The 20,841-nt window shown below is 36.8% G+C and carries 21 protein-coding genes; all 21 read left to right on the top strand.

Annotated elements, in window-relative coordinates; genetic code table 11:
• Nucleotides 1-178 precede the first annotated feature (178 nt).
• The 21 genes from BCI01S_RS19895 (at nt 179) to BCI01S_RS19795 (ending at nt 20,833) form a co-directional block, all read left to right on the top strand.
• Nucleotides 179-1,852 (top strand): sigma-54 interaction domain-containing protein, encoded by a 1,674-nt coding sequence (locus BCI01S_RS19895; RefSeq protein ID WP_061800836.1) that lies wholly within the window; start codon nt 179-181, stop codon nt 1,850-1,852.
• A gap of 72 nt (nt 1,853-1,924) precedes the next feature.
• Complete coding sequence (locus tag BCI01S_RS19890) at nt 1,925-2,380, top strand: GNAT family N-acetyltransferase (RefSeq protein ID WP_061800835.1); 456 nt, start codon at nt 1,925-1,927, stop codon at nt 2,378-2,380.
• A 173-nt stretch (nt 2,381-2,553) separates the two neighbouring features.
• Entirely contained in the window at nt 2,554-3,594 is a 1,041-nt protein-coding gene (locus tag BCI01S_RS19885) for an L-threonylcarbamoyladenylate synthase (protein WP_061800834.1), read from the top strand.
• A gap of 103 nt (nt 3,595-3,697) precedes the next feature.
• Nucleotides 3,698-4,252, top strand: a complete 555-nt coding sequence (locus tag BCI01S_RS19880) for a manganese efflux pump MntP (RefSeq protein WP_047940740.1) — start codon at nt 3,698-3,700, stop codon at nt 4,250-4,252.
• 240 nt (nt 4,253-4,492) lie between these two features.
• Nucleotides 4,493-4,945: a low molecular weight protein arginine phosphatase gene (locus tag BCI01S_RS19875; RefSeq protein ID WP_061800833.1), complete on the top strand. Its 453-nt coding sequence runs from the start codon at nt 4,493-4,495 to the stop codon at nt 4,943-4,945.
• A gap of 30 nt (nt 4,946-4,975) precedes the next feature.
• Nucleotides 4,976-6,277 carry a methyl-accepting chemotaxis protein gene (locus tag BCI01S_RS19870; protein WP_047940738.1) on the top strand — a complete coding sequence of 434 codons (1,302 nt, stop codon included), beginning with the start codon at nt 4,976-4,978 and terminating at the stop codon, nt 6,275-6,277.
• Nucleotides 6,278-6,361: 84 nt separating this feature from the next.
• A complete protein-coding gene (locus BCI01S_RS19865; protein WP_061800832.1) occupies nt 6,362-6,934 on the top strand; it encodes a TIGR01440 family protein in 573 nt (190 codons plus the stop codon).
• Between the two features lie 461 nt (nt 6,935-7,395).
• Nucleotides 7,396-8,637: a serine hydroxymethyltransferase gene (gene glyA / locus BCI01S_RS19860; protein ID WP_061800831.1), complete on the top strand. Its 1,242-nt coding sequence runs from the start codon at nt 7,396-7,398 to the stop codon at nt 8,635-8,637.
• A gap of 230 nt (nt 8,638-8,867) precedes the next feature.
• Nucleotides 8,868-9,497 carry a uracil phosphoribosyltransferase gene (upp, locus tag BCI01S_RS19855; RefSeq protein ID WP_047940735.1) on the top strand — a complete coding sequence of 210 codons (630 nt, stop codon included), beginning with the start codon at nt 8,868-8,870 and terminating at the stop codon, nt 9,495-9,497.
• 311 nt (nt 9,498-9,808) lie between these two features.
• Nucleotides 9,809-12,016: a S8 family serine peptidase gene (locus tag BCI01S_RS19850; protein WP_235844542.1), complete on the top strand. Its 2,208-nt coding sequence runs from the start codon at nt 9,809-9,811 to the stop codon at nt 12,014-12,016.
• Between the two features lie 319 nt (nt 12,017-12,335).
• Entirely contained in the window at nt 12,336-12,731 is a 396-nt protein-coding gene (locus BCI01S_RS19845) for an ATP synthase subunit I (protein WP_047940733.1), read from the top strand.
• Nucleotides 12,732-12,733: 2 nt separating this feature from the next.
• Nucleotides 12,734-13,447 carry a F0F1 ATP synthase subunit A gene (gene atpB, locus BCI01S_RS19840; RefSeq protein WP_047940732.1) on the top strand — a complete coding sequence of 238 codons (714 nt, stop codon included), beginning with the start codon at nt 12,734-12,736 and terminating at the stop codon, nt 13,445-13,447.
• A 66-nt stretch (nt 13,448-13,513) separates the two neighbouring features.
• Nucleotides 13,514-13,720 carry a F0F1 ATP synthase subunit C gene (gene atpE, locus BCI01S_RS19835; RefSeq protein WP_016204791.1) on the top strand — a complete coding sequence of 69 codons (207 nt, stop codon included), beginning with the start codon at nt 13,514-13,516 and terminating at the stop codon, nt 13,718-13,720.
• Nucleotides 13,721-13,952: 232 nt separating this feature from the next.
• Entirely contained in the window at nt 13,953-14,471 is a 519-nt protein-coding gene (gene atpF, locus BCI01S_RS19830) for a F0F1 ATP synthase subunit B (RefSeq protein WP_047940731.1), read from the top strand.
• Nucleotides 14,468-15,004, top strand: coding sequence for a F0F1 ATP synthase subunit delta (locus BCI01S_RS19825; protein ID WP_047940730.1), 537 nt, complete (start codon nt 14,468-14,470; stop codon nt 15,002-15,004). Before atpF ends, BCI01S_RS19825 begins: the two co-directional genes overlap by 4 nt.
• Before the next feature lie 26 nt (nt 15,005-15,030).
• Nucleotides 15,031-16,539 (top strand): F0F1 ATP synthase subunit alpha, encoded by a 1,509-nt coding sequence (atpA, locus tag BCI01S_RS19820; RefSeq protein WP_061800830.1) that lies wholly within the window; start codon nt 15,031-15,033, stop codon nt 16,537-16,539.
• A gap of 33 nt (nt 16,540-16,572) precedes the next feature.
• Nucleotides 16,573-17,433 (top strand): ATP synthase F1 subunit gamma, encoded by an 861-nt coding sequence (atpG, locus tag BCI01S_RS19815; protein WP_047940728.1) that lies wholly within the window; start codon nt 16,573-16,575, stop codon nt 17,431-17,433.
• 72 nt (nt 17,434-17,505) lie between these two features.
• On the top strand, nt 17,506-18,921 hold the full coding sequence (gene atpD / locus BCI01S_RS19810; RefSeq protein ID WP_047940727.1) for a F0F1 ATP synthase subunit beta: 1,416 nt from the start codon (nt 17,506-17,508) through the stop codon (nt 18,919-18,921).
• A gap of 20 nt (nt 18,922-18,941) precedes the next feature.
• Nucleotides 18,942-19,349: a F0F1 ATP synthase subunit epsilon gene (locus BCI01S_RS19805; RefSeq protein ID WP_047940726.1), complete on the top strand. Its 408-nt coding sequence runs from the start codon at nt 18,942-18,944 to the stop codon at nt 19,347-19,349.
• A 295-nt stretch (nt 19,350-19,644) separates the two neighbouring features.
• Complete coding sequence (locus tag BCI01S_RS19800; protein WP_047945077.1) at nt 19,645-19,881, top strand: DUF1146 family protein; 237 nt, start codon at nt 19,645-19,647, stop codon at nt 19,879-19,881.
• Between the two features lie 202 nt (nt 19,882-20,083).
• Nucleotides 20,084-20,833 carry a YwmB family TATA-box binding protein gene (locus BCI01S_RS19795; RefSeq protein WP_047945078.1) on the top strand — a complete coding sequence of 250 codons (750 nt, stop codon included), beginning with the start codon at nt 20,084-20,086 and terminating at the stop codon, nt 20,831-20,833.
• The last annotated feature ends 8 nt before the right edge of the window (nt 20,834-20,841 follow it).

Genomic DNA, 20,841 nt, shown 5'->3' with positions numbered 1-20,841 from the left:
TTAGGAACACAAGAATATTACTAGAAAGAAGTAGTAACTTCTGCATTTTAATCATTCGAGTGGATTCCTTTTAGAGCCAGCTTTTTTCTATAGAATAAATTGCATCCATTTTCTCTTATTGGAAAAAACGGTTATTTAGTGATAAATTAACAATAATAAGGAAAGAAAGGATAAAGATATGTTTACAGATTCGCAAATGAAGATTGAAACTTCATTTACCATCCTCTCAGACGACGAAAAAATTAGTACGCTAACAGAGGTGTTAGCAGATTATTCCTACGCTATTATTGAAAGTGAGCAGTTATTTACGATTGGAAATGCTGAGCAGTACCTGCTAGCAGCTGTAAGGAATAGTCAAACAATAAAAGACTGGCTGCAAGTAAGTAATATATTACCTTCAGAGGTAATTACTATACAGGATATAAAAAAGGACAATCTAAGTTGGTTAAGACCAGTCATTATAAAGAAACAAAATGAATTTCAAGGGATTGTGACTGCGGCAGCAAGAATCCAAGCTTTACAAAAGGAAAATAAATATATCGCTACTTATTTTGAAACACTTGCTGAGACTATGAATGATGCCGTAACAGCAGTAGATAGTCACGGAACCGTTTTTTACTGGAATAGTGTAGCAGAAGATACCTATCAAATTACAAAAGAAGCAATTATCGGTAAAAAAATCGGCGAGCATTTTGAAACAGACTCAATTCAATTACATCGTATCCTAAAGGAAGGAAATCCGATTAGAGGTACTTATCACCGCCCAAATGAACATACACATGTGTTAATTAATGCTTCACCTGTTCTTGTAGATAATAAAATAATTGGTGGCATTTCAACAGAACATGATATTACGAAGCTAATACACCTAAATCAAGAATTAGATTCGACTACCTCTATATATGTGCAAAAGGATGAGCCTTTTTCCTCTATTTTATCAAGCAGCAAAGAAGTGAAAAGAGCGGTTGAAATGGCACAAAAGGTAGCATCGGCGGAAATACCGGTTCTTATATCTGGAGAAACAGGTACAGGAAAAGAACAGCTTGCACAAGCGATTCATTATGGGGGATCGAAAAGAAAGAATCCGTTTTTATCGTTAAATTGTTCCACTGTTCCAAAAGATTTAATGGAGATGGAACTGTTTGGATATCAGAAAATGAGTTTTAATGCGGGAGATCCAGTAGAAATAGAAGGAAAGATAGAGCAGGCTGAGTCAGGGACACTATTTATCGAAGAAGTGGATAAAATGCCTTTAACTGTTCAAGAAAAACTACTGCACTATATGACTGAGCGATCCTTTACTAGGGTGGGCGGAGAACAGCAGAAAAAGCCAGCAACAAGACTTATTTTGTCATCTACCCAGCCTTTAGGAGAGTTAGTAAGAAAAGGCGAATTTAATGAAAGGCTTTATTACCAAATTAGCGTTATTCATATTGAAATTCCTCCACTCCGCAAACGAAAAGAAGATATACCGCATTTAGTTAATAGTTTTCTAAAAATGTACAATGAAAAATATCAGAAAAACGTAACAAAAATAAATGAACAAGCAATGCATATTGTATGTTCATACGATTGGCCAGGTAATATAAAAGAGTTGAAGAATGTAATAGAACATAGTCTATTAGTATGTGAGGGAAATAGGGAATTAACTCTTGAACATATCCCGGCAGAAATTGTAGAGAAGTATAAGGTTTCTATTCGGGGTGAAAAAGGGAATAGGGAAGATAACGAAATGGAACGAATAAAAGAAGCGCTCAAAAAAACCTATGGAAATAAGAGTGCTGCAGCAACATTGCTAGGAATATCAAGAGGAACTTTATATAACAAAATAAAAGAATTTGGCCTTAAATAAGAAATCTCGCATTTTTTCCTCCATCATTTCATAGTAATAGATTAAATACTAGATGGTGGGGGGATTAGAAAGATGCATATCATTCGACAAGCAGAAATAGGGGATTTAGAAAGGATTGCTGCTTTTTTAACAAAAGCAGAAGTGACAGTAGAAAGATTGCAAGAATGGCTGGACTGCTTTTTGCTTATGGAAGCGGAAACTGATCAAACTCTGATAGGCACCATTGGAATAGAACCTTTTGGGAAAATAGGATTGCTTCGTTCGATGGTTCTTTCTAAAGGAACGGTGGAAGATATATTGTTTTTAATACACCAAGCGTTAAAATTAGCGAAGGATAAAGACCTAGATGCCATCTATTGTAAGGTTCATAATCCGCATTCCATGCAATTATTTCATTTATTAGGGTTTCAAGCGATAGAAGAAGAAAACATTCCAGCAGCATTGAAAGAGTCGAATACTGTAAAAAGCGTTTTCACTGTTGATAAGTCGCATTTTATGTATATTCCGATGAATATTGTGGATAAATAGCAAAAGTTATCCACTTTTCAGGGGTGTTTATTCACAATTTGGGGACAAGTCAGATTTTTATCCCAATTTAAGGAGAAACTTGTCCTTTTCCACAAATGGTGGTATTGTCGAAAAATGAGGAATAAGAAGCGATTTAGCGTAATTGATATCAAAATGGAAAAAGGTGGATTTTAATGAAGACAAATTATTGGTCAGTGGATAAAAATGTGGATAAAGAGGAAAGTTATTCACAAATACAACAAGCTGCTGATCTTTTAAGAAAAAATGAGGTCGTTGCGTTTCCGACAGAAACGGTTTATGGCCTTGGTGGAAATGCAAAAGAAGATTCCGCCATTTCAAAAATATTTGCGGCTAAAGGAAGACCGTCTGACAATCCGCTTATCATACATATTGCAAAACGAGAGCAATTAGATGAGTTAGTAGAAAAAGTACCGGCAACAGCAGAGAAATTAATGGATGCTTTTTGGCCGGGACCACTTACGATTATTTTTGAAAAGAAAAATGGGGTGTTATCGGAGTTAGCGACTGCTGGTCTTTCTACAGTGGGAATTCGAATGCCTAATCACCCTGTCGCATTACAGATTATTGAACAATCATCCCTGCCAATCGCAGCTCCAAGTGCTAACCGTTCCGGGAAACCGAGTCCCACGAAAGCGATTCATGTGAAAGAAGATTTAGATACATATATTGCCGGAATAGTGGATGGTGGTTCCACAGGAGTAGGTGTTGAGTCTACTGTTGTTGATTGTACGGATGAGAAAGTAATGGTTCTCCGCCCAGGAGGCATTACGAAAGAACAACTAGAAAGTGTTGTCGGTGAAGTGAAAGTTGATCAGGCGCTGACTGATACGGAAATAAAACCAAAGTCACCTGGGATGAAATACACTCATTACGCTCCAAATGCTCCATTGTTTTTAGTGGACGGTTCTAAGGAGAAAATTCAATTACTAATAGAAGAAGAAAAACAAAAGGGACATAGAGTTGGTGTTTTAACTACAAAGGAAAATAAAGCATTCTATCGAGCTGATTTTGTTTATGCTTGTGGTAAACGGCTGGATCTATCTACGGTAGCTGCTGAGCTATATGATGGTTTGCGAAGCTTTGATCATCAGCAAGTCGATATTATCTTCGGAGAGATGTTTCCGACAGAGGGCGTTGGACAAGCTGTTATGAACAGATTGATGAAAGCTGCTTCTCACCAAGTAATAAAATAGTGTTTAATGAGAAGTCATCTCTTAAAAATATTTGCGGATATTTAATTCTAAAAGAACTTGGACGTGCATAATCTCTAATGAGCAAGTCCAAGGGGGCCAAAGAATGTCTGCAGTTGTGGGAGAACTTTTTACACTTATTTTAATGGCATTTGCTTTAGGAATGGATGCATTTTCGGTTGGGCTAGGAATGGGGATGTTTCAACTAAGATTAAAGCAAATCGCAAAAATCGGCTTTATAATTGGAATCTTTCATGTAATAATGCCTTTACTGGGGATGATTACAGGGAAGTTTCTTTCGGAAAATTTCAGTGAAATAGCCGGATATATAGGTGGAGCACTTCTAGTTTTATTAGGAATTCAAATGATTTGGACTGGGTTTAAAGAAGTGGAGACAAGTCGAATTACGCCGGTTGGTTTCGGCTTGCTTCTATTTGCGGTTAGTGTAAGTTTGGACAGCTTCTCCGTTGGCTTAAGTCTAGGAATATACCAGGCAAGAACAGTAGTAGTTCTGCTTTGCTTTGGAATTAGTGCGATGGTACTGACGTGGTTAGGCCTACTAATTGGAAGAAAAGTACAGGGCTGGTTAGGCTCTTATGGAGAAATGCTTGGGGGAGGAATCCTTCTTATTTTTGGAATCAAGCTGCTTATTAGTTTATAGTAGTATTAGATACGGAGAAGTGGCTTTCATCATTGGGTGAAAGCCATTTCTCATTTCCTTGTTTAGAAAATGATAGAGTGAAAAGATAATTTGAAGGTAATGTAACATACTCCAATTAGTAAATGCTGAAAATGTCCTAGCTTTAACCGATAATAAACGAGTATTTGCACTATCTTCTTTGTAGATAAAATAGAATTATTAGGTAAAATGGTCTATAATAGAACCATATAAAGGAGGATAATGATGATTCGCATATTGTTTGTTTGTACAGGTAACACGTGCAGAAGTCCAATGGCAGAGGCTATTTTAAAGCATAAATTTGCTTCTGAAGTCGAAGTCAAATCCGCTGGAGTCTATGCGGTAGATGGTAGTGCTGCATCTTTGCAGGCACAGGAGATTCTTTCTGAAAAGGGAATCCAGCATAACCATTCTTCCACAATGGTCACAAAAGAGTTAATAGACTGGGCAAATTATATATTCACAATGACAAAAGGGCATAAAAATATGCTTGTATCAGCATATCCATCCTCCATTGAGAAAACGTTTACGATAAAAGAATATGCAGAGGATGACCCAGATGGGGATGTGAGTGATCCTTTTGGAGGACCAGTTTCAATTTATCGAGACACATATGAAGAATTGGAAATATTGATAGATAAAATAATGGAAAAAATAACAAAAAGTGAATGGTAAGGTGCTTCTTATTCACAAGGGGGAAAAAGAGTGGGGACGAAGGTGCAGTATAAGTTTAGTTTACGAAAGAAATTGGCGCTATTTATTACAATTCTTGCAATTATTACGTATTCAACGAGTGCTTTTTTTATGTATATTCTCTATCCAGCCATTGAAAGCAAAATCGCCATTAGTTCCGTTATTTTTAATATTGTCACCTTAGCATTAGGCGTATTTTGGTCTGGTTTTTTAGGCTTTTTGGCGGCAGGGCTTATTATTAAACCGTTAAAGCGATTGGAACAAAGTGCATTAAAAGCCGCACACGGAGATATAAGCAGGGATGCAGAAGTGTCCAAATCAGATGATGAAATCAAATCCTTAGGCTTAGCTTTTAATCATATGCTGTTTAATTTACGCGACATGGTTCAAAGTATTGAAAATAATTTTAACAAAACAAACGAAACAGTAAAACGGATCTCTGCTGAATCGGATAACGCGCTAGAGCAAACATTAGCAATTTCTAATTCGGTTGGTGAAATTGCTGGGGGTGCTGAAATGTCTGCACAAAGTGTCCAAGCCTCAGCAGAGTCTGTAGAAGAATCAATGAATATCGCTCTTGTCGTGGAAGAAAAAGCGAATATGTCCAAAGCTATTTCCGAACAAATGTCTGAAAAGTTAGTAGAGACAAATAAAGTAGTTCATTCCTTAGTGGATGGAATGATGGAATTGGCAGTAGAGAATACGCATTCCCTAAAGTCTGTACAAAATTTAGAGATTCATTCTAAAGAAATTGAAGAAGTGTTAAAGCTTGTTGGAGAAATTGCCTCACAGACAAATTTATTAGCATTAAATGCATCTATAGAAGCGGCGCGAGCTGGAGAACATGGTGCTGGCTTTAGTGTGGTAGCCGAAGAAGTAAGAAGACTTGCTGATGAGAGTGGCAAAGCGGTAGAAGGAATTGCGGAGATTATCCGCAATATGCAGACAGAAGTTAGAAATGTCGTTGAACAAATTACAAACCAAGTCGAGAATGCTCAAGAAAAAGCGGAAACAGGGAAGAAAACGAATTTAATTTTTAATGAAATGAATGAAACTACAAATAAAATGGTAGATGCAACAGCTGATATAACCGAATTGATTCATAAGCAAAAACAACAAATTTATGAAACAACCCAGCAGTCACAAGAAGTTGCAGCGATTGCGGAAGAAACGGCTGCAGGAGCACAACAGGTAACGAATATTGCGGATAATCAAACGGCACTTATACGCAAGGTGGATGGATTGGCATTGGAATTACAAGCGCATGCAGAAGAACTGCAGCAAACCATTTGTCGCTTTCATATTAAAGAATAGATAGTTTACTTGTACTCCCTATATCTTTGTGCCATGATGATTATAGTATAAGAAATGTAGGTAACTTGAAGAGGGGTGTTTTAAATGAATGAGGAAACACTTAAGCTAAGGGAGCAGCTACGAACGATTCTAACGGAATATCAAGAACAGGCACAGCTGAAAGAACAGCAATTATTTGTGATTGGCTGCAGTACAAGTGAAGTCATCGGTCAAAAGATTGGTACCGCGGGAACGGTAGATGTCGCTTCCTTAATTTTTGAAGAATGCCAAAAATATCAGCAGCAAGCAGGAATTTCGCTTGCTTTTCAATGCTGTGAACATTTAAATCGGGCTTTAGTAGTCGAAAGAAAAGTGATGTTAGCAAGGAACTTACCGGAAGTTTCTGTTGTACCGGTGCGTCATGCGGGTGGAGCGATGGCCACTTTTGCCTTTCAGCAGATGGAAGATCCAGTGGTCGTAGAGTTTATTCAGGCAGATGGTGGAATCGATATTGGCGATACCTTTATTGGCATGCACTTAAAGCATGTTGCTGTACCAATCAGAACCTCACTGAAGGAACTAGGAAATGCTCATGTCACACTAGCAAAATCCCGTCCTAAATTAATTGGTGGTCCAAGAGCTGTATATGAGAACACAAAAGAAAATCTTTCTTGTTAATGAATAACCAATGAAATTCCTGCATGTTTTTTAGGGATTTTGTTGGTTTCTTGTTTTTATGGACTGGAGCTGAAGGAAGAGAAGCTAAGGTGTATTGAGAAGGAGGAAGGACGAAGTTAAGTAGAGTAAGAGAAAAAAGATATTAGAGACTACGACACTTCCACTCTCCTATCCCATTCCCATGAGTACTATCGTTAAATAATAATTCTTTGCTAAGAAAACCACCCAATAATAATGAAAAAATTATTTTTTAACACAGGTTCATTTTATTGAAATAGTAGAAAAATAAATATTTTTGTATCTTTCTAAAAAAATAACGAAAATACTTTGGAAAAACCGAACGAAAAGTGTATAAATCATTTGATAATTCGTAAATTAGCTCTTTCTTTTTAAAATATATACATGATAGAATAGAGGCAGATTTACGGTGGAAAAGAGAGAATAGTCGGGAGGAAATACATATGAAGCATTTAGCGGAGCAAGATGAACTGGTTTTTAAAGCAATACAACAAGAATTAGGACGCCAAAGAGCGAAGATTGAATTGATTGCATCAGAAAACTTTGTTAGTGAAGCGGTAATGGAAGCACAAGGATCTGTATTAACTAATAAATATGCAGAAGGTTATCCTGCTAAACGTTATTACGGTGGATGTGAATATGTAGATATTGTAGAAGATATTGCGCGTGATCGTGCGAAGGAAATCTTCGGTGCAGAACATGTAAACGTACAGCCGCATTCAGGTGCGCAAGCAAATATGGCTGTTTATTTTACCATTTTAGAGCATGGAGATACCGTGTTAGGAATGAATTTGTCTCACGGTGGGCATTTAACACATGGTAGTCCAGTTAACTTTAGTGGTGTTCAATATAATTTTGTGGAGTATGGTGTGGATAAAGAAACACATTATATTAATTACGAAGATGTTCGTGAAAAAGCGTTAGCTCATAAGCCAAAGTTAATCGTAGCTGGAGCAAGTGCGTATCCACGTGAAATTGATTTTGCGAAATTCCGTGAAATTGCTGATGAGGTTGGAGCATACTTAATGGTCGATATGGCTCATATAGCTGGTTTAGTTGCTGCGGGCTTACATCAAAATCCAGTTCCATATGCTGATTTTGTTACTACTACAACGCATAAAACTTTACGTGGACCTCGTGGAGGAATGATTCTATGTAAAGAGGAATTTGCCAAGAAAATTGATAAATCTATTTTCCCGGGAATTCAAGGTGGTCCGCTGATGCATGTAATTGCAGCAAAGGCTGTTGCATTCGGGGAAGCACTGCAAGCTGATTTTAAAGATTATGCAGTGAATATTATTGCAAATGCAAAGAGATTAGCAAGTGGTCTGCAAAAAGAAGGATTAAACTTAGTATCGAACGGCACGGATAATCATTTATTATTAGTTGACCTCCAATCATTGGGTTTATCTGGAAAAACAGCAGAGCATGTATTAGATGAAGTGGGGATTACTGTAAATAAAAACACTATTCCTTATGATCCAGCAAGTCCTTTTGTGACAAGTGGAATCCGCATTGGAACAGCAGCGGTAACATCTCGTGGATTTGGTTTAGAGGAGATGGATGAAATAGCTTCTATTATTGGTTTTACACTTAAAAACCATGAAGACGCTGAGAAGTTAGCGGAAGCTGCTAAAAGAGTAACAGCATTAACGAGTAAATTTGAATTGTACAAGGAACTATAAGAGGAAGAGAACAGTTGATAAGGCGTATAGCGGCTTATCAATTGTTCTCTTTTTTTAAAACAATTTTTTTCTAGGTTTTCGGAAAAACTATCAGAGAAAATTTAAATTTAGAAAAGAATTTCAGTTGATTCAGTAATACTTTTTCTGTAGAATAAATAGAAGTGTGTTAACGAAGTATCCTGTCGAAAAAAGAGGATATTTATACTAATGAAGGAACGGAGTGGATAGTTGTGGCAAAAGTATATGTATTTGATCACCCATTAATTCAGCATAAACTTACATACATCAGAGAAAAACAAACAGGTACGAAGGAATTTAGGGAGTTAGTAGACGAAGTTGCTACTTTAATGGCTTTTGAAATTACTCGTGATATGCCATTAGAAGAAATTGAAATTGATACACCGGTCGCAAGAACAAAATCAAAAGTTCTTTCAGGTAAAAAAATTGGTATCGTTCCTATCCTGCGTGCTGGTATCGGAATGGTGGACGGGGTTCTAAAATTAATTCCTGCTGCGAAAGTTGGACATATTGGATTATATCGTGATCCTAAAACATTAAAGCCAGTGGAATACTATGTTAAGTTACCTTCTGATGTCGAAGAAAGAGATTTTATTGTTGTAGACCCAATGCTTGCTACTGGTGGTTCTGCAATTGAAGCAATTCACTCTTTAAAAAATCGAGGCGGAAAAAATATTAAATTTATGTGCTTGATCGCAGCTCCTGAAGGGGTGGAGGCGTTAAAAGAGGCACACCCAGATGTAGATATCTACATTGCGGCATTAGATGAAAAACTAAATGAAAAAGGTTATATTATCCCAGGTCTAGGAGACGCTGGAGACCGATTATTTGGTACAAAATAATACCGTTGGAAAAAATGCTCAGAGCAACATAGCTCTGGGTATTTTTTTATTCTGCTCATCTCCTAAGGAAAAGAACTTTATATCATTTCATTATAAGCTTTTCCTGCTTCCTTTGTGCTAACAGAACTGCAAATCTCATTGCTTCTTTATAACCTTATTAAATTAGAGAGAGTTTTTTGCTTTTAACAATAATGAAATAAATATTTGTGAGAAAAGTCACATTCGGATTGTGATGTGTATTTTTGGCAATACATAAAAACACAACTTGCGGTCAAAATAAAAAGCATAAAGATTTGCAGGGGGCGGTAATAATGCTACAAAAAACACTCAGAATTCTCCTCTTTATACCACTATTACTATCACATTTAACAATGGCAGCATCTTTAAAAACTCCAAATCTTCCCTCGCAAAATTTCAATGAAGTTCAAATTGCTATTGTGCATACAAAGAAGGATTATGCCGAACAAGAAATCGATCGGCTTCTTAGTCGATATCCAGATTTAAAAAGAAGATATATTTTTACAGAAGTATTCAGTGGTTTTTCTGTTGAAGGACCGGTATATGAACTTGAAAAATTAAAACAAAGCGAAAGCGTGAATCAAGTCTCAAAGGTTCAGACTTATATGGCAGAAACAGAAGACCCGGTTGAAATAATTGGAGCAGATGAAATTAGGAATTACTTAGGCAAGTCATTAGAACATATTAGTGGCAAAGGAATAAAAATAGGGGTCATCGATACAGGGATAGATTATCAACATCCTGATTTAGCCAAAAATTATTTGGGTGGCTATGATTTCGTGGATAAGGACAAGGACCCGATGGAAACAAAAGGGTTAGGGAATAAAGATACTTTTCATGGAACTCATGTTGCTGGAATTATTGCAGCAAACGGAAAAATCAAAGGAGTTGCTCCGAACGCAACAATTTATGCCTATAGAGCATTAGGTCCAGGTGGTTCTGGAACAACAGAACAAATATTAGCAGCAATCGATAGAGCTGTCAGAGATAAAGTTGATATTATCAATTTATCATTAGGAAGTGATGTGAACGGCCCTGATTTGCCAATTAGTCTTGCTTTAAACGAAGTCGTTAAGAAGGGGATAATTGCAGTTGCAGCAGCTGGAAACGCTGGTCCTGCTGAATGGACAGTTGGTTCTCCAGGAACCGCAGCTAAGGCCATTTCAGTAGGCGCTACCACGCCCAATATCCATACTCCTTTTTTTACCATAGATGATAAGAAAATTGCCTTAACAAATATGGAGAACAGTAAGGAATGGATGGGAATGGAATCTATTCCATTAGCAAGCGGTGGGATAGGAAAGAAGCAGCAACTGACGAACGTAAAAGGAAAGTTAGTATTAATAGAAAGAGGAGAATTGACATTTACAGAAAAAGTGCAGAATGCCTATGAGGCTGGGGCGGTGGGCGTATTAATATTTAATAACTTGCCCGGAGCATTTCAAGGAATGCTAGAAAAAGAAGTACCTTTACCAGTAGCAGGAATTACAAAGGAGGAAGGAGAATTTATAAAGAAGACTATTCAAAAAAAGAAAATATATGTAACCATCGAAAAGAAGTGGGAAAAGGATATACTGGCAGATTTTAGCTCGCGGGGACCTGTTACAAGTACATGGGAAATTAAACCAGATGTTCTCGCGCCTGGAGTTGTGATAAATAGCACAGTCCCTGATGGATATATGGCTTTACAGGGAACAAGTATGGCAGCTCCTTTTGTTGCTGGAGCGTGTGCGTTATTGTTGGAAGTGCATCCTGACTGGGGACCAGAAGAAGTAAAAGCGGCTTTAATGAATACCGCAAAGTCAGTCAAAAATAGACAAAATGTGACATATAAAGTATACGAGCAAGGGGCGGGTCGAATTCAAGTTGACCAAGCCATAAATGCCAATGTTTTAATCATGCCAGGAAGTATTCGTTTCGGAAAATATAAATTAGTAAAAGAAAAGAATCAATATAAAGCGTATATCTCCATTAAAAATGTGGGGAAAAGAAGAGAAAAAATTTCCTTTGATTTTCCTAAAGGAAAGCGCGGGATTAGTTGGAAACTTCCCCTTTCTTTTACACTAAAACCAAGAGAAGAGAAAAATGTTCCAATAATAATGAATATTGATGATAACCTTTTCAATAAGAAACTGCAAGATGGTATAATTAAAGTGAGAGCAGGCGGAAAATTAATTGAATTACCCTATTTATATGTATTGGAAGAACCAGATTATCCAAGAATTATGGGGTTCGATTTTCATAAGAAGAATGGAGAAAGTTGTTATGAGTATGAGACCTATCTGCCAACTGGCGCCGAGGAATTTGGAATTGCACTTTTTAGAGAAGATACATTACAATTTGTCCGGTTTCTAGATTGGAAAAAAGAAGTGAAAAGAGGTCGATTAAAAGGTGAATTTGCCTTAACGAAAGTAGAGGAGGCAGGGACATATCGAATGAAAATATTCGCCAAAAAAACTGGGAAAGAGGACATGCTTGAAAAAATTCTAAAAATAAAATAAGCTATAACAAAGAGATTGTTAAATGGTGAGCAATGAATTTTTTTTTTGTATTTAAATGCATTGACATTGACAATACCCTATTGTATGCTTACAAGGGGTATGAATAGGTTTTCACCCGCGGAGTATCAAGATTTTAACACTAGTATAGTGTTAATAGAGTTAAGGGGCAAGCGATATAATCGCTTCGTTTATCGGATGAAAAGGAAGGATAAACATATGGTATAATGCCCGAATGATACAAAAGGAATGTGCTTTTTCTCTGCTTCGCTTTATTTTCGCGGGTTTAGAGTGATGCCCTGAAAATAAGGAGGATAGAGAATTGGAACAATTGTTTGAGATTTATATGAGGGTTAAGAAATACCTTTATTTCTTTTTATCATTTTGTGCATTTGCTTGGGCGTTCACCCCCTATCAATCTGTTTTTCTTGGTCTATTTGTCGGGACAAGTGCCAGTGTATTCAATCTCACCTTACTGGTTAGAAGAGCAAAGGTCTTTGATAAAGCCATTGAAGAGGAAGGGAAGGTTTATGGCTTAGGAACCATTTCCCGAATGGCTACAGCAGTAATAGTTTGCTTAATTGCCGTAGAATATCCACAAAAAGTTCACTTAATAAGTGTTGTAATTGGATTGATGACAGCTTATATTGTCATTATGGCAGATTATTTAGTGCGTTATTTTATTTTACATAAGAATGGTGAGAAAAGAGGTGAGTAATATTGCATCATGAAGCACCTACCAAAGTGTTTTTAGGATTAACTTTTAACCTATCTAATGTTTTAATGATTGTTGTATCAAGTATAATTGTATTTTTAATCGCATTTTTTCTCACTCGGAATCTTCAAATGAAGCCGACAGGCAGACAAAATTTGATGGAGTGGATTATGGACTTTGTCCGTAATATTATTAAAAATAACATGGATTGGAAAGACGGAGGAAGGTTTCATGTTTTAGGAATCACGCTTCTAATGTATATCTTTATTTCCAATATGTTAGGTTTACCTTTTGCTATTACAGTGCATCATGAGCTTTGGTGGAAATCGCCAACTGCAGATCCAGGTGTCACATTAACACTAGCAATTATGGTTGTGGGTTTAACTCATTACTACGGTGTCAAAATGCGTGGTACAAAAGGATACTTTAAAGAGTTTGTCCAACCAGTAGGATTTTTATTACCATTGAAAATAGTTGAGGAATTTTCTAACACACTCACACTGGGTCTTCGTTTATACGGAAACATTTATGCAGGTGAGGTACTACTAAACTTACTAGTAAATGGTTTAGCGAAAGCCAATTATATTGGAACAGTAGCGGCCTTCCCATTAACAATGGTATGGCAGGGATTCTCCATTTTTATCGGAAGTATCCAAGCATTTATTTTCACTTTATTAACAATGGTTTATATGGCTCATAAAGTAAGTCAAGACCATTAATATATATACCCAGTTCAGAATATGGACAAACTTTATAATAATTACAATTTAGGGAGGATTTTAATAATGGGTTCATTAGCAGCAGCAATTGCAATTGGTTTAGCAGCACTAGGTGCAGGTTTAGGTAACGGATTAATCGTTTCTCGTACAGTAGAAGGGATTGCTCGTCAGCCAGAAGCAAGAGGTATGCTTCAATCAACAATGTTCATCGGGGTTGCATTCGTAGAGGCGATTCCTATCATGGCGGTTGTTATCGCGTTTATGGTTCTTTAATAGAATACGAATATATTTATTCCAGTTATGGCGAAGATCATTCGATAAGAACCTTCGCCATTCCTTTATTTAAAATCAACAATTCACATAAAAAACACGCAAAAAAGCGTATTATGATAGCTTAAAAATTGTTCCTATTAATTTATAAATAAGCATATTCACCTTTTTTCCATAAGCGAATAAAGGTTTCCAGTATGTGATACAAACACTATCTGAAAGGAGTGAATCAAGCGTGTTCACAAATGGATTAGTATTAGGTGCCGTAATGAATTTTGCGGGCGGTGATGTAATCGTTCAATTACTATCTTTCTTATTATTACTGTGGGCAATCAAAAAGTTTGCATGGGGTCCTTTAATGAAAATGATGAAGGATCGTGAGGAATTTGTTGCAAATGAAATAGATAATGCAGAGAAAAGCAGACAAGAAGCTGCCAAACTATTAGAAGAGCAAAGAGTATTATTAAAAGAAGCGCGCAATGACGCACAAGAGTTAATTGATAGAGCAAAACAACAAGCAGATGCTCAAAGAGAAACTATCATTGACGATGCCAGAAAAGATGCAGAGCGAATCAAAAACTCTGCTTTAGTAGAAATTGAACAGCAAAAAGAAAAAGCTGTTGCAACAATTCGCGATCAAGTCACTTCTCTTTCTGTTTTAATCGCTTCTAAAGTGATCGAAAAAGAATTAAATGAGCAGGATCAAGAAAAGTTAATTCATGATTACATTCAAGAGGTAGGCGAGAAACGATGATGGATACAGGTGTTGCAAAGCGTTATGCTTTAGCCCTTTTCCAAATCGCCAAAGAAAACGGACAGATTGATCAACTAGATGAAGAAGTACGAGTAGTAAGGACATTAGTCACTTCTTCGCCTGATATTCATACATTTCTACAATCTCCTAATATTGCATTAGAAAAGAAAAAAGAAATGGTGAAAGTGGCATTTGCCTCTGCGAGTGAGTATATTCAAAACCTTTTAATGCTATTGATTGATCGTCATCGAGAAGAGATGATTACTAGTATATGTGATCAATTTATTGCACTAGTTAATGAAGCAAAAGGGATTGCAGATGCAAAAGTATATTCCATCAAACCGTTAACAGACGATGAGAAAAGAGCTATTTCAGCTACATTCGCTGCAAAAGTTGGGAAAATATCGCTAAATATTGAAAATATCATTGATTCTAACCTATTAGGCGGAATTAAGGTAAGAATCGGTAATCAAATATATGATGGTAGTCTTCAAGGGAAGCTGAACCGTCTACAACGACAATTATTAGGATAGTAATTCTTTAGATAGGGGTGAAACGCATGAGCATCAAAGCGGAAGAAATCAGTGCTCTTATAAAAAAGCAAATTGAAAGTTACCAATCAGAAGTTCAAGTAAGTGAAGTTGGTACAGTAATTAATATTGGTGATGGTATTGCTCGTGTACATGGCCTGGATAATTGTATGGCTGGAGAGCTTGTTGAATTTTCTAATGGGGTAATGGGCTTAGCTCAAAACCTAGAAGAAAGCAATGTAGGTATCATTATCCTTGGTCCTTATACAGATATTCGTGAAGGTGATGAAGTTCGCCGTACGGGAAGAATCATGGAGGTTCCAGTAGGAGATGCGCTGATTGGACGCGTAGTAAACCCTCTTGGTCAACCAGTTGATGGACTGGGTGCAATCAACACTACGAAGACTCGTCCAATTGAATATTTAGCTCCTGGTGTAATGGATCGTAAATCGGTAAGTGAGCCACTACAGACAGGAATTAAGGCTATTGATGCGTTAGTGCCGATTGGTCGTGGACAACGTGAGTTAATCATCGGTGACCGTCAGACAGGTAAAACATCTGTAGCGATCGATACGATTCTTAACCAAGCAGACCAAGATATGGTTTGTATTTATGTTGCAATCGGACAAAAGGAATCAACAGTACGTAACGCTGTAGAAACATTACGTAAAAATGGTGCATTAGATTATACAATCGTTGTAACAGCATCTGCATCTCAACCAGCACCACTTCTATACCTAGCTCCATATGCAGGTGTAGCAATGGGTGAAGAGTTTATGTATAACGGTAAACACGTTTTAATCGTATATGATGATTTAACAAAACAAGCATCTGCTTATCGTGAACTGTCCCTGTTACTTCGTCGTCCTCCAGGTCGTGAAGCATATCCAGGGGATGTCTTCTACTTGCATTCACGTCTTCTTGAGCGTGCCGCTAAATTGAGTGATGCAAAAGGTGGAGGATCTATTACGGCGCTGCCATTTATTGAAACACAGGCAGGAGATGTTTCTGCTTATATTCCAACAAACGTAATTTCGATTACCGATGGACAAATTTTCTTACAATCTGATCTCTTCTTCTCTGGCGTACGTCCAGCGATCAATGCAGGTTTATCTGTTTCTCGTGTTGGTGGTTCTGCCCAAATCAAAGCGATGAAAAAGGTTGCTGGAACATTACGTCTTGACCTTGCATCATACCGTGAGTTAGAGTCATTCGCTCAGTTTGGATCTGATTTAGATAAAGCGACACAAGATAAATTAAATCGTGGTGCTCGTACAGTAGAAGTATTGAAACAAGATCTTAATAAACCATTAAAAGTAGAAAAACAAGTTGCGATTCTATATGCACTTACACGTGGTCATTTAGATGATATTCCTGTAGTGGATATTAAACGTTTCGAAGAAGAATTCTTAAATTGGTTAGATCATAATCATACAAATGTGGTAGAACATATTGTTACAACAAAGGATCTTCCATCTGATGATGATATGAACGCAGCAATTAACGATTTCAAAAAAACGTTTGTAGCTTCTGAATAAGAAGGCAAACTTATAGATTGGTGGTGAGAATCTTTGGCATCTTTACGTGATATAAAAGCTCGTATTGACTCAACAAAAAAGACTAGCCAGATTACGAAAGCCATGCAGATGGTGTATTCGGCTAAAATGAATAGAGCGGTTATTAATGTAAAAGCATTTATTCCGTATATGTCTAAAATGGAAGAAGTAACACATTCTGTGGCTCTAGGCAGCTCAGGTGTTAGCCATCCAATGCTTCAAACACGACCTGTTAAAAAAACAGGATATCTGGTTATTACTTCTGAACGTGGATTAGCAGGAGCATACAACAGTAACGTACTAAGAAAGCTAAATCAAACAATTAAAGAACGTCATCAATCAAAAGACGAATATGCCATAATTGTGATTGGTAGAATCGGGAGAGACTTTCTATTAAAACAAGGACATAATGTCATTTTGGATGTAGTGGGTATTCCTGATTTACCAGATTTCCTAGATATTAGAGATGTAACAAGCAAAGCAGTAGGTATGTATGATGATGGTACTTTTGATGAACTTTATGTTTACTATAGTCATTATGTAAGTGCTATTCAGCAGGATGTGGTAGAGAAGAAGGTTCTTCCGTTAACGGAAATGGATGCTTCTAATAAAACATTAACATCCTATGAATTTGAGCCATCAGCAGAAGAAATTCTCGATGTTCTATTACCACAGTATGCAGAAAGTCTATTATATGGTGCTCTGCTTGATAGTAAAGCAAGTGAGCATTCTGCACGTATGACAGCGATGAAGAATTCTACTGATAATGCGAAAGAATTAATAGACAATTTAAGTTTACAGTATAACCGTGCAAGACAAGCAGCGATTACACAAGAGATTACGGAAATCGTTGGTGGAGCTGCAGCGTTAGAATAATGATACAAATAAGTTCTGCTAAACTTAACGTTTTAGCAGAACCTGCTTTAAGAAAGTTTAGGAGGGAAATTAATGAGCACAGGACGAGTTCTTCAAGTTATGGGACCAGTTGTTGACGTGAAGTTCGATGGAGGAAGTCTACCTGACCTTAACAACGCATTACGTGTTGTTCAAGATCCAAGTAGTTCTTCTAACATAGAATTAACCCTTGAAGTGGCCCTTCATTTAGGTGATAACACAGTTCGAGCTATTGCGATGTCTTCTACAGATGGTGTTACAAGAGGCGCAGAGGTAATAGATACTGGAAAATCTATTTCCGTACCTGTTGGGGATGTTACACTAGGTCGTGTATTTAATGTATTAGGAGAAACAATCGATTTAGATCCAGAAATTCCAGCAAGTGCAAGACGTGATTCTATTCACAGAGAAGCTCCTAAGTTTGAGCAATTATCAACCCAAGTAGAAATTTTAGAAACTGGTATTAAAGTAGTAGACTTATTAGCGCCATATATTAAAGGTGGGAAAATTGGTCTATTCGGTGGAGCTGGTGTAGGTAAAACAGTTTTAATTCAGGAATTAATCAACAATATCGCGCAAGAACATGGTGGTATTTCTGTTTTTGCTGGTGTTGGGGAACGTACTCGTGAAGGAAATGACCTTTACCATGAAATGACGGATTCAGGCGTTATTAAGAAAACAGCGATGGTATTCGGACAAATGAATGAGCCGCCAGGTGCTCGTATGCGTGTTGCCTTAACAGGTTTAACGATGGCTGAATATTTCCGTGATGAACAAGGACAAGACGTACTTTTCTTCATCGATAATATTTTCCGCTTTACTCAAGCTGGTTCTGAGGTTTCCGCGCTGCTTGGCCGTATGCCGTCAGCAGTTGGTTACCAGCCGACATTAGCAACTGAAATGGGTAAATTACAAGAACGTATCACATCAACAAATGTAGGTTCTGTAACTTCTATCCAAGCAATCTATGTACCAGCGGATGACTACACAGATCCAGCACCAGCTACAACGTTTGCTCACTTGGATGCAACAACAAACCTTGAGCGTAAATTAACAGAAATGGGTATTTATCCAGCGGTAGATCCACTTGCTTCTACTTCTCGTGCCCTTTCTCCTGAAATAGTTGGAGAAGAGCATTACAATGTAGCGAGAAATGTACAATCTACATTACAGCGTTATAGAGAGCTTCAAGATATCATCAGTATCCTTGGAATGGATGAGCTAAGCGATGAAGATAAATTAGTTGTTCACCGTGCAAGAAGAATTCAATTCTTCTTATCACAAAACTTCCATGTTGCCGAACAATTTACAGGTCAAAAAGGTTCTTATGTACCTGTAAAAGAAACGGTAAAAGGATTTAAAGATATTCTTGAAGGTAAATATGATCACCTTCCAGAAGATGCATTCCGTTTAGTTGGTCGTATTGAAGAAGCAATCGAAAAAGCTAAATCTATGGGTGTAGAAGTATAAAATAATCAGGAGGGGTAGTAATGAAGACGATTAAAGTCAATGTAGTAACTCCTGATGGCCCGGTGCATGAATCAGATGTAGAAATGGTGATCGCAAAAGCAGAAAGTGGAGAACTTGGAATTTTAGCAGGCCATATTCCGATGGTTGCTCCACTTAAAATAGGAGCTGTTCATTTGAAAAATGGTTCAGATTCTGAATATATAGCGGTGAATGGTGGAATATTAGAAGTTCGCCCAGATCAGGTGACAGTACTTGCTCAATCTGCTGAATTAGCGGAAGAAATTGATTATGATCGTGCCTTACGTGCTAAGGAGCGCGCAGAACAAAGATTACATGCTCAAAAATCAGAACATGTGGACTTTAGACGTGCAGAACTTGCTCTTCAACGTGCAATGAATCGTATATCCATTGTTGAGAAAAAATACTAAAAAAGTCCCTAAGGGGGCTTTTTTTAGTGGGGTAGATTTAAAGTGAGGATTAAGACAGCAAAGTAGATTTCCTATTTTTTAAATAGATAATGGCAAGTAAATAATGGAAAAACACTCTGAATGGGGCTTAAAAGTGTACCGAACAATCAGTAGGGAAGAGAGATAATTACTTCGGATAAATATTTACGATTTTAAGGATGGAAAAAATAAAAAAATAATTACACAAATTGAAACCTTTTTATAAGTCAATACGTCAAATAAGAGTTGAAACAGAAGGGATAGATGGGAGGAAAAAATGGTAGAAGCTTTTGGACAACAGGCGTTACTGAGTATTTTGATACATATCGTTTTTATCGCTCTTTCATGGTGGGCATTACAGTCACTAAATTTTGAGAAATTCCTTCGAAAAAACAGAGTTTTTCAAGCACGAGTATTATATGTATTATTAGCAATTATAATGGGATCGATTGTCAGCAATTTCTTACTCGACTATTTAGTTTGGTCACAACAATTGCCATTAATATTGAAGTAATTACCAAAATAAGAAATAATTAATTACAAAGATAGGTCTTCATACATGTTTTCATTCCTTTGTTTTTTAAGTAAAATTCATTTTGTGTGCTTAAATAGTTTGTTCATTGATTAACGTTTTATTCATGTCAAAAAGTGACGATTAATCATTAGTATGCAATTCTTCTCCTTGGAAACAATGGTAGTATGGGGGAGGAATAACAATGAAGATAAATAAAACGTTAATTATAATAACAATATTAATTGGTTTGGCTTGTCTTACAATTGGGAATAACATCACTATCGCGAGAACGAAGTCTGACTTAATAACTATAAATGAAATTTTACAAAAACAAGAAAATGTAACGATTAATGAATGGTCTCTGCATGCAAGAGAAAGGCTGGAAAATGTTACAAGCATTGAAGATGCAAAAGCATATCAGTCAGAGTTAAAAAGAGTTTTCCCAAATGGTGATTGGGTGGAAACGAAAAATCATCAGAGCTGGCAAGCAAAGATGGTCTTGAAATCCAGTGGCCAAATAGAAGAAAGTATAATCTTAACCACTTCTTTAACAACTGATAACGTCCAATCATATATTATGTATGAGGTGAGAGGAAAGAAGTTAGCGAACAAAGAAATGAAAAGGTTAGATATGGAAATTAATAAAAAAATTTCTGACATATTTCGAGGAAAACCAACAATTTTCTCTTGTATTAAAGGCGAATTCAGTGATAAGATGAATGAGACTTTGCCTTATAAAGTTAACCATTTGCTAGATGCATTTCAAGCAAAAAAAGTAGAGGCGTTGGAAGAGGATGATTTTATATCCACCTCCGCATATACGCCGATATTTGAAGAACGAATTGATAATAGCGAAAAGGAAATGAACGTACAAATAGGACTAAGAACACAAGATATGGGAGGAAAAACTACGTTCGTAGTTGGCACACCCATCATAACGATTGAATATTAATATAGAGA

Origin of the sequence: Niallia circulans NBRC 13626, from assembly GCF_001591585.1 — a bacterium.
Lineage (GTDB): Bacteria > Bacillota > Bacilli > Bacillales > Cytobacillaceae > Niallia > Niallia circulans.
Note: the sequence above shows the minus strand (reverse complement) of the source record. Positions and strands in the feature narration are given on the sequence as shown.